Raw genomic sequence first — 13,469 nt, 5'->3', positions numbered from 1 at the left:
TCACATAAAGAGCGAAATAAATCACAAAGGGGATCTTATATGAAAAACAAATTAGCTTACTTAGGGTTTATTGGTTTTTTAGGTTTTTTGGCACCTTTCTCAATTTTAAGTGAAAATTCGTTTTCGCCTCACTACTACTTTCTATTTTTTTTCTTTTTTTTATATGCAAAAGTTATACCAGATGAGCTTTTTATACTGCATGTTCGTATGGCCGCTACAAGGGCATTTTTTGTAACACTAGTATTTGGTAGTATGCTACTCTTAAGTGTTTCTATTTTTGAAAATGTACATGTAATTCGTTTATTTTTTGGACTTTCAATTTTAATACCGTTAGGAACTTTTCTAATTAATTTAGAAATATTTGAACATAGAGAAAAGAAAGGGATGCAGGATGACGCTGATTACTCGGATGAAAGAATATAGGGTAAAGTTAAATATGTCCCAAGGAGATTTAGCTAATAAAGTTGGAGTTAGAAGAGAAACAATTGGTAATCTTGAAAACGGAAAATATAACCCTTCATTAAAATTGGCTTACGATATTGCAAAAGTTTTAAAAGCACCTATTGAAGTGCTATTTTGGTTTGAAGACTAGTTTAATTCTAGTACAAGCGAATACAAGAGAAAAAATGATGAATGTTCTATTCATTCTCGGTTAACATAACGTCCTATTATCGGGATTCAATGTATTTAGGAGATTATTAAAAGTCCTCCAGATTGTTTAACTGGAGGACTTTCGTGTTTGTATAATTTTTGTTATTTTTATTCTACTTTTTTGTTTCACTCTTTTTGCTCCCTTGTGGAAAAAGAAGAGAAATAAGGTACAAGAAGGCTGCTGTTGCAACTGCTGACCAACTAATAGATATCCAATCAATTCCATCATGTTTGATCATACTAACAATTATAATCCCCATAAGAATACCTAAACTGGTTAAAAGGTATGATTTCCAATTTAAATCTGTTGATCCTTTACTATCTTGAATTATTTTTTCTTTCAACTTTCCATCACTCCTTAATAATTCATCGATTGTGATGCCGAATAAATCACTTAAATCAATAATAACTCCAATACTGGGGTAGTTTTTACCTGTTTCCCACTTTGAAACTGATTGACGGCTAACATGTATTTTTGTAGCAAGGTACTCCTGTGACCAACCTTTCTTTTCTCTTTCTTTTTTTAATTTATCTCCAAAAAACATATTGTTTAACGCCCTTTCTTATTTCAGTATTATTGAAGTGGATGGCTAAAGTAAAGATAGTTATAGGCGCACATAAAGGTGCAACCTTTTGTTGCATCTTTATGTGCTGCCAAATGGCTCGTTTGTTTAATTGTGTTATCTATCTATAACAAATTTTACCATAAAAAGAACCGTTTTTTATTTGCTTCTCAATTCTTATTTTGTATATCTTATTCATAGAGAGTTAACATAACGTCTCATTATCGGTAGTAAATGCTTCGATAGAATCTTTGTATTTACAGGTATTTTTCTTTTTTGTCCTGTTATCTTGTATATAGGATTTTATACATGGTTGATATTGTGGGGATCCGTAGGATCCTCGCTATTCTTTTTTTGAATAAAATCTTATATTAAATAAAAAAGATTTTGATGTTATTATCGAGAAGTAATACATATCGGTGTTAAAATCGGAATGTATTTCGGAAATTAAATCGTTTTTAAAATCGGTTTTCATATCGGTTGCTAGTACATTCCGATTTTGATTGGAATGTTGATTTAATAGTGTTTTTTAAGTAAAAAACGTATTCCGTTTTTTGGGGAGGAATAAAAATTGGAACTAAAATCGGAAATGCACACACCGAAAATTGTTGCGGATTTTTTAGGGATCACACCCGATTTGTTAAAGGTATGGTCAAATGAATTTAACATACAAACGGAGCGAAGTCAGGGAGGGCATCGCAGATATTCGAAGGAGAATATAGAAGAATTAAAAGCAATAAAAGAAAAAATACAGGACCAAAAATGGTCTTACGATCAAGTTCGGTCATGGCGAAACGGAGAACTTGATTCGTTTGTTTCAAAAGAAGAAAAATCAGAATTAGAAAAGAAATTGAATGAAGTATTAGAGAATCAACAGTTACAAAATCAATTTAATCAAGCACTCGTTCAAAAATTGCAAGAAATTACGAATGAATTGGTTACCACAAAAGAGCATTTAGCGAATACGGAGAAAAAATTAACTGAAGTAGAAGGTAAAAACAGTGAATTAGAAGTTTTTATAGAGAAGAAGCTAGAGAAGCGAGATCAGCTATTGCTTGAAAACATTAGAGATATGCAGGCTCAAAATCAGAAACAAAAACGGAAAGGTTTTTTCGGTTTGTTTAAAAAGTAAATTTGGCCGGTATTTTATGTAAGGTTCTAATGTCGGGAAAAGAAGAATAGAAATATAGCATACATACAATAAGGGAATGCAGTATAGATCAGTCTACAAGCATTCCCTTGCTATTGATATGTTATGTGTTTAGTAAAGTATTATTATAGTATAGGACCATAAATAAATATTAATAGGGTTATTAAAGCTTCAATTAAAGATATTATAAAAATTATTTTATAATTTACTTTTACGTTTTTATAACTTAATTTTTGACCTATATAATTAAGCAATAAAAATATAAAAAAAAGTGGAAGTGTAGATAATAAAATATTTAACATAATAAAACCTCCTTTTTTGTAAAATCTTGACTTTTCTAAAAACAAATGTAACATAGTGTTTGAGAGTGGAAAATATTTCAATAAAAGGGGGATTTTTGTGTCTTTGTTTAAACGTGTTGTAAAATTGTTATTTGTTTTTGGTTTAATCTTTTCAGGAATTGCTGGTTTTAATACGTCTAAGGTGTCTGCAGATTCTAAAGAGGTTAATTATCAAGCTTTAACTTCAGAACAGTTAAAAGAAATTAATGAGAAATTAGAAGAAATGAAGAATGATATTAATTTACAACTTTCTGAAGGTAAGGAAGATGTTTTTTCTAGTAGAAAAGTATCTTTTTCCGATGAGCCTTTAATTATGGCTTTTAATAGTGTTGATAATTTTAATGGTAATGGTTTTGCACTTGCGGCACAACAAAAGAAAAATTTCTCTGGTTATGTGGCTAATACATTTCCGGGAGCTGGTTTTAAACATACTGTTTCTGGATGGTTTTTATATGGTTCAGGTAAAGTAGGTAACTATGATTATGATCCAGATTTAACAGGTCCATTGTATTCTAAGAGCAATTCTACTAAAGCAAATAGACTTGATGACAGTGTAGTTCGTATTACTAGTAGTGGAACATTTAAAGCATTAAAGTATGCACCAGTTGAGTATACTACTAAGGTTGTTATTGAATTGTATGGTAGTGGAACGTATAGAGTTGTTACAGCTAAAATTAATTAATTTTTATGTCAGAATAAATAACTATTAGAAATATTTTGAGTGGGTGGATATTTATGAGAAAAGTCATTGCTGGTTTATTTGTTGCTGCAACAGTTTTATCAGCTCCGTTTGTGGGGTTTAATGAAGCTTCTGCGGCAAGTGCATCAAATGCAGTTTTACAAGCTAGTCAAACATCTTCATCAACTTCTAGGATTACTGTGAATGGTTCTATGAAAATAGTTGTTCAAAATTGGGGAACAAAAGATATAGGATATACTATTTTTAAAAGAGGATCTGTTTATGCGACTGGTAATCTAAAAGGTGGAAAAAGTTATAATAACACTATATCTTTGCCAAAAGATGATTATTCAGTAAGGTTATATTGTGGTGGTCCTTCTGGTGGTTCAACTGGTTGTTCTGGTCAGGTTTCTATTGCTAATAAATAAAAAAGCCCTGTAAAGGGCTTTTTTATTTTATTGAGGTACCGCCAGGATTTCGGAAAAAAACTAGGCTAAGCAAAAAATACAATAAGGGAATGCAGTATAAATCAGTCTACAAGCATTTCCTTGATATAAAGATGTTAATAATATTTTAATGATGTTACTACTATGTATGTCATATTGATTAAGAATAAAAAGATTAATATATCTAGTGTTAAAAAAACATATAATATTACTTTTATTTTTTTAGATATTTCATTTTTAATCATATATATAATGAATAGAATTGTAGTTGTTTGGAATAGCATGGTGAAAAATAAAAATGTAATAGCAAATACCATATTCCCTGGTGTAAATCCAGTATTCATAATGAGTAGAGAACTAATTATATTAAGAATAAGCGTAGTTAGTATAAAAAAATATTTGTAAATGTTTTTAATTTTGATCACCTACTTTAATTTTTTGTTTGATAATATAGTTGTTTATTTTTATGGTTATATATAAGTATTTTGTTATTGTTTTCGTCTACAATGTAAACATCTTTTTCTTGCCAATCTATTCCATGAGGTATATCTTTTTCAATTGAAAATAAAACATCTTTATTTCTAAAAGGAATTGAATTTCGATTAGCATGAATGTTTATTTCATGTTCTTTTGTTTGAATGCTATAATCTCCTGAATAATTGGAGAAAAACGGTGTTAATTTACTATAAATATATAGAATTTCTTTTTTATCGCTTTCTTGATAAAAGTGGGAATTAATAACTTTTAAATCTGATGTCTTTATGTCCTTTGGTATAAGTAAAAAAGCAATGAGACAATAAAATATAACAATAATAGTAATTAAAGAATATATGTAGAGAGCGGCTATTAATAAATATCTCTTATAATTGCTTTGTTTTATTATCTGATTTTGCAAATTTGAATCCTCCTTTAATAAAGAATCTATTGAAACATTAAATAGATTGCTTAAGGCTAATAAATTGGTTAGATCGGGAAGACTTTTTCCTAATTCCCATTTAGATATAACTTGTCTTGAAATAAATAATTGGCTGGCTACATCTTCTTGTGTCATTTTATTTATTAATCTTAAATGTTTTATTTTTTTTCCAATGTCCATATATGTACCTCCTTTAATTACTTTAATTATTTTAATGTTAAATAGTAAGAAACGCATCGTAGCGTTATAAAAAAGGCATGCAATGATCTGTTGCGAAGTCTTTTATTGTGATTTATTTTCTTAAGTATGGGGTGTCACCAGTATTTCGAAAAAAGTAGGATAAGAGCATGCAAGATTTTATACAGCTTTCTGGCTAATCCAATAACAAACGAGAATCCGAAAACCCACACTATGAGAGGAATGTATAAAAAATTGCATAGATTGATAAAAAGAAAAAAGGCGAATCCCTTATGGAAGTAAGGGATTCGCCTTTTTCTTTGCTACCGATAATAAGACGTTATGTTAACCAAGCATGTATAGAATATACAATCAAAAAAACACCGCACATCACTTTTTAAGAATGGTATAATAAGGAAAATGACTGGGGTGAAAAGCTAATGGAAGACTCTATGTTTGTGTTTCGAGTTATTTTCAATGCACTAACATCATTCTTTTCCAACGGGGTCTGGGTCGTTTTGTTCTTCTTCTTGTTAAATAAAACGTATGAAAACAAAACTTTCAGAACAGCATCGAGTATTATTACTGTTGTTGTCTTAGTATTTTATTTGTTTTATTACATTCGGAATAGCATGTAATGCCTTTCTTTGAATAAGGTAGGGAAATCCCCCAGTATCCAAGACTAAATTTTACCCATACATCATTTTTTTGATGTAGCTCTTGAAGATAAAAACTATTTAATTTTCAAGGAACAGTTATTAACTTAAAACTTATTATACGAGGAGGGTGTATCATGAAAAAAATATGCTTTGTATTAATTGTCGACGCTGGTATAAATTATGGTTCAATATTTTCTCTACCATTTTTAAGGAATCAGGATGATTTGAAGGAATATTTTTCTAAGTATTATGATGTTTCAATTAATTATATTAGGGATAAAAACTCAGTTGACTATTTGGTAGTTCCCAAACCGTGTCCACCTTTTGATAATGAAAATAATCTTCCAATAATTGAAGTACCAGCAATCTTATTTATGGAAAAGGATTTTGAAAAAATAAAGACTTATATAGACAATTATTTTTCTAATAACTCATAAAGAAAATAAAAGTACAGTAAAAAGAAGTCCGATAAAAAACGAGTGGCGTAGAATATTTCTATTAATCATTCGTTTTTTATTATATTTACATATATTTTTTAAAAGAGGATTATAGACGTTCTGAAAAAGATTAATTATAACAAGAACAGTGTTCGTACCCCAATAAGAGGGGTTTACTTTACTTCCAATAACGATAATTATGTAAATAAGCTGTCCATATGGACAGCTTATTGTATTTTTTGCTTAGTGTGTTTTTTTCCGAAATGCTGGCGGTACCCTTATAAGTACACTTGCAAGTATATTTATAGATGTACTTATAAGTGAATTATTTAAATTCTTGTCTATATAATTTAGACGAATAAATAGCTCCAACGAAGAATACAAAGGCTTCAAATAATATAAAGATTTGACGGAAATTCTCGATATCTTTACCAACTAAAGAAATAAATATGCAATTCATTAGAATTTGAGTAGTAAACATACAAGAAACAATTTTAAAATAAATAGGATTTGTTCTTTCATCTGGTTTACCAATTTTTTTGTAAATAATAATAAGTGCAATTACTGAACCCAAAAATAGAAGTGCTGTAAGTCCTACAACGATATTAAAATTGGCTGTACTTTCTAACATCCATTTATTTAATAGATCAATCATTATTATCTTCCTTTCCTACCATAAGAGAATATTTCTTTCTTCTTTTTCACTATAATAAAAAAAGAAAAAGGAAAACATCGAACTTTCTTACAAACATTCGTGTATTCTTACAGTTTTGTCATTTTGTAAATGTATTCATCGCCTTGCCCTTCACTATTTCCTTTAGAAAACATAATGAATTACGAGAAAGAGCGCTACAAGATCAACTCCCGAGAACAATAATTATGTAAACACGAAAAGTCCTCCAGTTAAACAAACTAGAGGACTTTTTATTCATCACTAAAAACAAATATCTCTTTTTGCTAGATCCTCAATATAGATTTCTGATAAATCCTTTGGTTTTTGCCCTTTTCTGGGGTCCCGTCCTACACTTTTTATTCCACGGTTCACTTGACCACGAGCCTCTACACCCTCAAACTCCCAAAGATAACCCCAGCGGGCAAAAACCGCCCTTCTGGGGCCACCTCTGGTGAGTTTGCATGAGGGTGCCCCTCATGGTCAAGTGACTTTCGCGGCATAAACGTTACGGACTCAGTGATCGACCCTTCTCTAGTTATTCCCCCATGTATTCCTATTACAAAATCTCTCATATCTAAATTAATATATTGTATAATATAGTTAAATCAGATTCTATGTGGTGTCACATAGAATCAAGTACATATTCTCCCCTACGGGGAGCCCGATTTGTCCGCCATAACGGCGTTAAATCGGGAAGTTCAAGAGCATTTCACGGATCGTCCCGCCGTCTTTCATCCGACGAGACTCAAGCAGGGCAAAATACGCCTGCCTTGGCATGATAAAAGCTGACGCTTTTCCATGCCTGCGGTCAGACTCATTCATTTTTGATTCTCGCTACGCTTGAATCAAAAACAAGCTCGGCAAGCCGAGTGAATGGTCTTCAGGCGTATTTTGCCCTGCGGGACTTCCTGGCCAGAATGCTTCGCATCTGTCCAGATTCTTTTTCTAAATCAGCTCACGCTTCTTAGAAAAAGACAAATAAAATTGCCTTCCGGCATTTTTATTTGTTTGATCAAAATGTGATGCCAAGCATCACATTTTGTATTCTCCAATCTATAGCTTTCGCTATTAGATTGGTTCATTCAAAGTCAGCTTTCGCTTTTTTGAATGAAATGAAATAAACATTTTTAAACAAATGTTTATTTCATAAAAAACGAACGATGTGAACATATGTAAATGTACACATAGCGAAGACACACAGCTTCGCTATGGATTCCTAAATAATTAAATACATAAATATAGCAAAGACAGGAGGCATCCCTATGGCCGCGCCACGAAAACATATAAGGATTCTAAAAACAAAAGAAATTGAAGGCATGGATATGCTTTGGAAAACTGGAACAGCTACCAGAGAACAAATGGAAAGAGAATATAACATCAAAGGAGATCGCCTGAAAAAACTTTGTCATAGCGGATATTTAGAAGAACGTACAGGAAAAATTGTTTTAGGAGAAAAAGGGATAGAAAAGTTTAAGAAAGAGGGAAAAGAGTATCAATATAAAACCGGTATCAATAACGCCAAACATGATATTCGTCTCTCTGAAAAATACATCTCTCTACCAAAAGAAACAAGAGAAACATGGAAAACAGAAAAACAATTGCATTCAGAGGCCCAGAAAAACCCCAAATACGATGATTTCAAAAAAAGAATAGTAGAGTCCCATCCGCAAGGAAAATTCCAACCAACGCCCGATGGGGCCGTCTATAGCGAAGCACATGGCGGTTATATTGCCATAGAAGTGACAACACGTAACTATAAGGAGATTGATATTCAACAAAAACAAGAATTTGCGAAGACATTTTTATCCGGATATGAACAACTATAGGAGGAGAAAACATGGCAATACAACCAACATTTATCGTTCCACCTACTTTTTATACAGTACATGAAATTATGGATAATACGAATTCACCCTATATCTTAAACTTACATGACATTCAGAAAGATCCACATAAGAGAAAATTAAGTGATGAATTACATTTATTCATCATGAAGCATTATCATAATCTATTTACATTTATGCTTCATCATCAGCCCTACATGTTAAAATCACAATTCTTGGACCTATTTGGCTACCAAAAAGGAAAAAAGAATAAGTCTAGAACACTTGGTTACGCCAAATTAAAAGAGTTAGAAGATAAACTGTTAATTGGTTCTAAATCCTTTTATGGTGCGGAATATATTTATTTATCTTATCGAGCTTACTATTATTTTGGCCAAGAAAAAAAGGTGCTACCAATTGCACCAGGAGAGAATGTACTCTTCCACCACTTTACTCGTATGGAAGACTATCTAGAATTAAATAAACAATATACAGACCCAATATTATTAATCGCATTACTTTGCTCTCACGAGCATTATTATCTATTACATACAGAACCCTTTTTCCCAATTCATCCGATACAAGAAAAAGATACACGTTACTTTGGAGAATACTTCCCAAACAATAAAATACCTAAAAATCTTGATATAGAATTTGTAACAGACTTTCTGATAAAGACAAAAAAAGAAAATAGAGGATTGTGGTTAATCAATGAAGAAGCACCCGATACTCAACTTCACGTACTCATTACATTCATTGATGAGCTCTTTAAGATTCTTACTACACGTTGTTCTCTTAAATTACTTATTAATGATCAAAAAGAATCCTTACGAATCGTAGCAAATATTATCCCAATACCAGGAACATCTTATATCACAATTAATAACCTAATCTCTGATATCTATCATATTGAATTTTTATTAAAAATTTGCTTCCCAACAGTGATAACAAGCTTTACCTTTATTGTGATGAACCAAGATCATGAACGTGAATTAAACAATGTTATAAGTAGAATTACTAAACTTAGAGAAAATAAAAAGAACTTACAACCATGGCAAGCTATGATTGATCCAAAAAATATTAAAATCCGGAATACAAATCTATTTAGACGTTTAAATTTCAACGATTCCTACGAATCACAGCGAGAGAAACCACTCCCACAGTAACCACTTACTTATCGTAAGTGGTTTTTTGGTCTTCTCCCTACTTTTGAGGTAGAGGCTGGCCGGGGTGTGGGGAGACCCCACGTATTACGTATCTAAAAATAGAATAAGAATTAATTAATGGACGTTAGATCAAGCGGTTTGGCTCGTATAATGAGTAGCTCAAGCCGATATGCCTAAATCCCACTTTTGAGTTTATCGGCTTGGCGATGAAAGCAAACGAGCCAAAAAAAGTTCCGCAAGGATGTTAGAAAAAAGAAAAGTCTTCGACTTTAGCCGAGGATTAACGAGGCGACTTTTTTCTAGCAAAGGTGGAGATTTTTGAGTGTTCTTCTCAAAAATACTACCTGTTCCTTGCGGAACTTTTAGCCCTATATATAAGAGTGAGATAGAGAAAATAAAGAAAGTCAGTAATATCAAGGGTTTAAGAGACATAGGGTGTACCCAAAAAGGAACACCTGTGTACCCAAAAAGGAACACCTAAAAAACGGAAAAACATAAAAAAAAAAAGAAAGCAATAAAAAATCACTCTCTTTTTAAAATATTTTATTTAAAATAAATAAATTGGTAATTTATGTTTTTTGCCATCTTCAGTTACAAAATTTCTAAGTGCTTTTTTAAAGATTCTTTGAGTTGCTTTATCCACTCCGTCTTTTGGAGAACAACACATAATATTAGGATTAACAAACCAAGTACGGCTTGTACAAATACGTCCATCTTCTGTTGTTGTGCCAGTTTCTGCAACAGCCAATAATCCTTTTTTCATTAAACCATTCATTAATTGAGAAACTTTTCCTCTAGTTCTATTCAATTTCTTAGCTAAATAAGTAGGCGTTGCACTATCAGAATCAAATTCGTTCTCTTTGCTAGCCCTTTCAACTAAAATATTTGTTTTGAACTCTACATAAGGTATAAGATCCATTAAAAAAGCTTTTTCAGATGTTGTTAAGTATTCGATTTCACTTAGATAATTATAGTTATCCATAATAATCTGCACAAATTTCACCCGATCCGTCGGCTTTTTCTTTTTTGCAATGAAATACTCTTCTCCTCCAGTCGCCTTACTTAATAACTGCAAAAGCATTGCTTTTTCTTCTTCTGAATAGCCACCAGCTTGCAATTGATTATAAATATTATCAATCTTATTATCTCTTTCTATTGCTTTTTTTTCAGCTTGTCCAAAATCTACAACTTTTGTCATAAAATAATTCTCTCCCCTAGTGGAAGGAATCAACTTTTATATGTTAGAATGTATATAGAATATATATTGGTTGATTCCAACCTTATTATGAAAAACCGCCTGCCGTCCAAAGCATGGGCGGTTTTTCTCGTTTATACGTCTTTCTTTATAATAACATGAAACCCTTGTTAAAGCTTTCCATCCCTTACAAAAACACAACATATAATCCTCTTTTTCTACTTTAAACTCATACGATACAGATATTATCAAAATAAGAAAAAGAACCCTAAAAACCAGGTTCTTTTTCTTATTATCCAATGTAAACTTTTAAATAGGTTTACATTCATTTTTTACTTTATAAAAATATCGAAAAACTCAAAAGAGCAATAATTCCCGAAAATAACGAAACCCCTGCAACAATCAACGTTTTTTGAATGATATACTTTTTCTTATCTCGCTTGTCTCTTTCCGCATTCACATCTTTATTTTCCATGAAAGCAACAATTTCAGCGTATGTTTTTATATTTTCACGTTTCTTAATTACGTCAATTTTTATAGCAGCTGTCATAGCAATTACCCAAAAAACAAATGGAATAATTAAACCTAAACTACCAAAATATTTAATTGCTAATCCTATTGATCCTACAGCTAAAATCAAAAATATAGCCATTATCTGGCCCAACTTATTAAATTTAACTTGCTGAAGATTATTTTTCATCATTTCTACGTCCCCTTTAACTAAGTCATCTAGAGAAACATCGAAAAGAACACTTAGAAGCAATAAATTGTGAATATCAGGATAACTTCTTTCATTTTCCCAATTTGAAATGGTTTGACGAGAAACATAAATTTTTTCAGCTAAATCCTCTTGAGAAAATCCTTCCCTATCTCGATATTTTTTAATTTGTTTACTAAGATTCATTTCGTTCGCTCCTTCTACATCAAAAATAGTTCAAGGTGATTGGTTTATGGTAGCAAATATCTTTATAAAAGCTGTTTTCAATATGTCAAAAAGCTTTATATACGTTTAAAAACCCTTATTTATCAACGTTTGTTAAATCTTAATCTTCAACCAAACAAAATAAACCTAATAAATTAAATATTATCCTCTATATTTAATTAATACAATATTATCAACCACTAAAAAAGAACCCCATAAACACAGGACTCTTTTTTGTGATCTTGAAAGTAAACTTTTGAATAAAAGTTTGTGTTTGAAAATCAATTAATAATAATATTTAAAAAAATAGATATTATAGTCGTTTTTCCCTATACTTACTATAAAGAGGTGAATATGAATGAAATTTAAAGTTAAAAAAAATCCTATTCATATAATGATATTTCTATTAGTAATTCTCATTTTTATTTCTATGCTTTTTATACAAGGAGCTAACAATATTTACTTAAGTTGTATGATCTTATTAAACATAATCAATTTTTTATTTATTTACAGATCGACTTATAAAATTACTGACAAATCATTAATTATTAACTATTATTTCACGAATGCTGAAATAGCTTTTGAAGATATCCAGCATATAAAATACTATGGAAAATCATCGAATTCAAAAGACTGGTCAAGACAACGATTAGAAATTATGTATGGATTATTTAATACTTTGACAGTCTGTGTACCAAAAAAAGAAGAAGAATTCATTAATTTATTAAAAAATAAATGCCCAAACATACAAATAATAGATAAGCCCATTAATAAATAAAAACAATGGGCTTATTTTTATTTAAAATCTAAAAACTACCAATGTAAACTTTTAAATATTAGTTTACATTCATCCCCCCTTAATCATTGACTTTTTAACGAATCCCTTGATATCCTCAATTTATACGATAAAAGTATACATTCAAAACACTATAAAATAAGAGGTCTAAAATCCATGAATAAGAAACCACATCTCATTGATGTCCAACCTATCCGTAGCAAAGAACAGATCGAAGATATGAAATGGGCTCTGAAACGTCATTGCTCCGAACGAGACTATATTCTCTTTCTTGTTGGTATCCATACTGGACTACGCGTAAGTGATCTACTACAAATCGAAACACAAACTATAGTAAAACTAAAACGAAAAAAGAGAAAAGAATTTAAGATCAAAGAAGGAAAAACGAAGAAAGAACGCATGATTAATCTCACTTCTATTTTTGATGAAGTTTATTCGTATGCTCAAACACTAAAAAGTACCTGGTTATTCCCTTCTCGAAAAGGAGAACAACCTATTAGTAAAATCCAGGCTTATCGACAATTACAAAAAGCCGGAGATTTTGCCGGTGTAGAATCCATTGGTACTCATACCATGCGCAAAACCTTCGGCTATTGGTTCTATAGACAAACAAAAGATGTCGCTATGTTGCAAGACATACTCAATCACAGTACACCACAAATTACACTTAAATATATTGGTATCAATAAAGAAGAGAAAGATAATATCTTAGATACATTTCAAATTTAAAAAATAAACCATGCTAAGCAAAAAAATACAATAAGCTGTCCATATGGACAGCTTATTTACATAATTTTCGTTAAGGGAAGTTAAAAGTATTAGTTTGAAACAAAGATGTATTGTTTCAATTCCTTTTTATTTCGCTCTTTATGTGA

General features: G+C 30.9%; 17 protein-coding genes. 11 read left to right on the top strand and 6 right to left on the bottom strand.

All coding sequences use genetic code 11. The features are described from left to right. Positions 1–39: 39 nt before the first annotated feature. Positions 40–423 carry a DUF3796 domain-containing protein gene (locus DT250_RS28575; protein ID WP_149214135.1) on the top strand — a complete coding sequence of 128 codons (384 nt, stop codon included), beginning with the start codon at positions 40–42 and terminating at the stop codon, positions 421–423. Continuing rightward, complete coding sequence (locus tag DT250_RS28570; protein ID WP_000172689.1) at positions 392–592, top strand: helix-turn-helix transcriptional regulator; 201 nt, start codon at positions 392–394, stop codon at positions 590–592. The genes DT250_RS28575 and DT250_RS28570 overlap by 32 nt, the downstream gene beginning before the upstream one ends. A 172-nt stretch (positions 593–764) precedes the next feature. Here the strand turns inward: DT250_RS28570 and DT250_RS28565 are convergent, their stop codons facing one another. Next, positions 765–1,196: a helix-turn-helix domain-containing protein gene (locus DT250_RS28565; protein WP_149214134.1), complete on the bottom strand. Its 432-nt coding sequence runs from the start codon at positions 1,194–1,196 to the stop codon at positions 765–767. Between the two features lie 589 nt (positions 1,197–1,785). Between DT250_RS28565 and DT250_RS28560 the strand changes: the two genes are divergently transcribed. Beyond that, positions 1,786–2,346, top strand: coding sequence for a MerR family transcriptional regulator (locus DT250_RS28560; protein ID WP_149214133.1), 561 nt, complete (start codon positions 1,786–1,788; stop codon positions 2,344–2,346). Between the two features lie 143 nt (positions 2,347–2,489). On the opposite strand, the gene DT250_RS31900 is transcribed toward DT250_RS28560, so the two are convergent. Continuing rightward, positions 2,490–2,666 carry a hypothetical protein gene (locus tag DT250_RS31900; protein ID WP_153577646.1) on the bottom strand — a complete coding sequence of 59 codons (177 nt, stop codon included), beginning with the start codon at positions 2,664–2,666 and terminating at the stop codon, positions 2,490–2,492. Positions 2,667–2,763: 97 nt separating this feature from the next. Between DT250_RS31900 and DT250_RS28555 the strand changes: the two genes are divergently transcribed. Both DT250_RS28555 and DT250_RS28550 read left to right on the top strand, forming a co-directional pair. After that, the gene (locus tag DT250_RS28555) at positions 2,764–3,387 is read left to right on the top strand and encodes a hypothetical protein (protein WP_064460154.1); all 624 of its coding nucleotides are present in this window, start codon (positions 2,764–2,766) and stop codon (positions 3,385–3,387) included. A 53-nt stretch (positions 3,388–3,440) separates the two neighbouring features. Then, a complete protein-coding gene (locus DT250_RS28550; protein WP_149214132.1) occupies positions 3,441–3,812 on the top strand; it encodes a hypothetical protein in 372 nt (123 codons plus the stop codon). 448 nt (positions 3,813–4,260) lie between these two features. Here the strand turns inward: DT250_RS28550 and DT250_RS28540 are convergent, their stop codons facing one another. Next, a complete protein-coding gene (locus tag DT250_RS28540) occupies positions 4,261–4,926 on the bottom strand; it encodes a helix-turn-helix domain-containing protein (protein ID WP_149214130.1) in 666 nt (221 codons plus the stop codon). A gap of 437 nt (positions 4,927–5,363) precedes the next feature. Between DT250_RS28540 and DT250_RS32750 the strand changes: the two genes are divergently transcribed. Together DT250_RS32750 and DT250_RS28530 are read left to right on the top strand one after the other, a co-directional pair. Then, on the top strand, positions 5,364–5,561 hold the full coding sequence (locus DT250_RS32750) for a hypothetical protein (protein WP_080451879.1): 198 nt from the start codon (positions 5,364–5,366) through the stop codon (positions 5,559–5,561). Positions 5,562–5,716: 155 nt separating this feature from the next. Further along, on the top strand, positions 5,717–6,019 hold the full coding sequence (locus tag DT250_RS28530) for a hypothetical protein (RefSeq protein ID WP_000717614.1): 303 nt from the start codon (positions 5,717–5,719) through the stop codon (positions 6,017–6,019). Positions 6,020–6,344: 325 nt separating this feature from the next. Here the strand turns inward: DT250_RS28530 and DT250_RS28525 are convergent, their stop codons facing one another. Beyond that, the gene (locus DT250_RS28525; RefSeq protein ID WP_098082304.1) at positions 6,345–6,674 is read right to left on the bottom strand and encodes a 6-aminohexanoate hydrolase; all 330 of its coding nucleotides are present in this window, start codon (positions 6,672–6,674) and stop codon (positions 6,345–6,347) included. 1,280 nt (positions 6,675–7,954) lie between these two features. Here DT250_RS28525 and DT250_RS28510 point away from each other — a divergent pair. Together DT250_RS28510 and DT250_RS28505 are read left to right on the top strand one after the other, a co-directional pair. Next, positions 7,955–8,518 carry a hypothetical protein gene (locus tag DT250_RS28510; protein ID WP_149214128.1) on the top strand — a complete coding sequence of 188 codons (564 nt, stop codon included), beginning with the start codon at positions 7,955–7,957 and terminating at the stop codon, positions 8,516–8,518. 11 nt (positions 8,519–8,529) lie between these two features. Further along, entirely contained in the window at positions 8,530–9,681 is a 1,152-nt protein-coding gene (locus DT250_RS28505; protein ID WP_149214127.1) for a hypothetical protein, read from the top strand. A 547-nt stretch (positions 9,682–10,228) separates the two neighbouring features. On the opposite strand, the gene DT250_RS28495 is transcribed toward DT250_RS28505, so the two are convergent. Together DT250_RS28495 and DT250_RS28490 are read right to left on the bottom strand one after the other, a co-directional pair. Next, entirely contained in the window at positions 10,229–10,879 is a 651-nt protein-coding gene (locus DT250_RS28495; RefSeq protein ID WP_071758532.1) for a MarR family transcriptional regulator, read from the bottom strand. Between the two features lie 334 nt (positions 10,880–11,213). Then, on the bottom strand, positions 11,214–11,780 hold the full coding sequence (locus tag DT250_RS28490) for a helix-turn-helix transcriptional regulator (RefSeq protein ID WP_149214126.1): 567 nt from the start codon (positions 11,778–11,780) through the stop codon (positions 11,214–11,216). A gap of 376 nt (positions 11,781–12,156) precedes the next feature. Between DT250_RS28490 and DT250_RS28485 the strand changes: the two genes are divergently transcribed. Together DT250_RS28485 and DT250_RS28480 are read left to right on the top strand one after the other, a co-directional pair. Continuing rightward, complete coding sequence (locus tag DT250_RS28485) at positions 12,157–12,576, top strand: PH domain-containing protein (protein WP_098290902.1); 420 nt, start codon at positions 12,157–12,159, stop codon at positions 12,574–12,576. A gap of 174 nt (positions 12,577–12,750) precedes the next feature. Then, positions 12,751–13,323 (top strand): tyrosine-type recombinase/integrase, encoded by a 573-nt coding sequence (locus DT250_RS28480; protein ID WP_149214125.1) that lies wholly within the window; start codon positions 12,751–12,753, stop codon positions 13,321–13,323. Positions 13,324–13,469 lie beyond the last annotated feature (146 nt).

It is taken from the genome of Bacillus sp. AR2-1 (assembly GCF_008368755.1).
Classification (GTDB): Bacteria; Bacillota; Bacilli; order Bacillales; family Bacillaceae_G; genus Bacillus_A; species Bacillus_A wiedmannii.
Note: the sequence above shows the minus strand (reverse complement) of the source record. Positions and strands in the feature narration are given on the sequence as shown.